Below are 428 nucleotides of genomic sequence, written 5' to 3' on the forward strand. Positions count from 1 at the left end.
TGGAGTGGGCCCCTCGGGCCGGACAGGGTCAGGCCGCTGATTTGACCGTTTGCCGGGTGTGTGGATCCTCGAATTGCATTGGACTGAGATAGCCGAGTGCTGAGTGAAGCCGTCGGCGGTTGTAGACCTCCTCAAGGAAATGCGGAAGGTGTTCAATGACATCGGCGAATGTCTCGAAGGCCATCGGATAGACGGCCTCGACTTTGAGCGTCTTCATGAAGCTTTCCGCCTTTGCGTTGTCGTAGGGATTGCCGCGCCGGCCCATGGAACCGACCAGGCCGTGGGCGGCAAGGTGATCGCGATAGGCTGTCGCGGCATATTGTGACCCGCGATCAGAATGATGCACGCAGCCGGGTGGCGGTTTGCGTCCTTCGACTGCGGCGGTCAAAGCCGCCAGCGTCAGCCGTGCGTCGATCGAGCGGCTGATG

Annotated in this window: 1 protein-coding gene; it reads right to left on the reverse strand. The window is 61.2% G+C overall.

What is annotated here, in order from left to right; translation table 11 throughout:
• Nucleotides 1-28: 28 nt before the first annotated feature.
• Nucleotides 29-428: integrase core domain-containing protein (locus EN859_RS35430; protein WP_189502485.1), on the reverse strand; the 400-nt coding region annotated here is incomplete at its 5' end.

The sequence above is a fragment of the Mesorhizobium sp. M00.F.Ca.ET.216.01.1.1 genome, from assembly GCF_004010325.2.
In the GTDB taxonomy this organism is placed as follows: Bacteria; Pseudomonadota; Alphaproteobacteria; order Rhizobiales; family Rhizobiaceae; genus Mesorhizobium.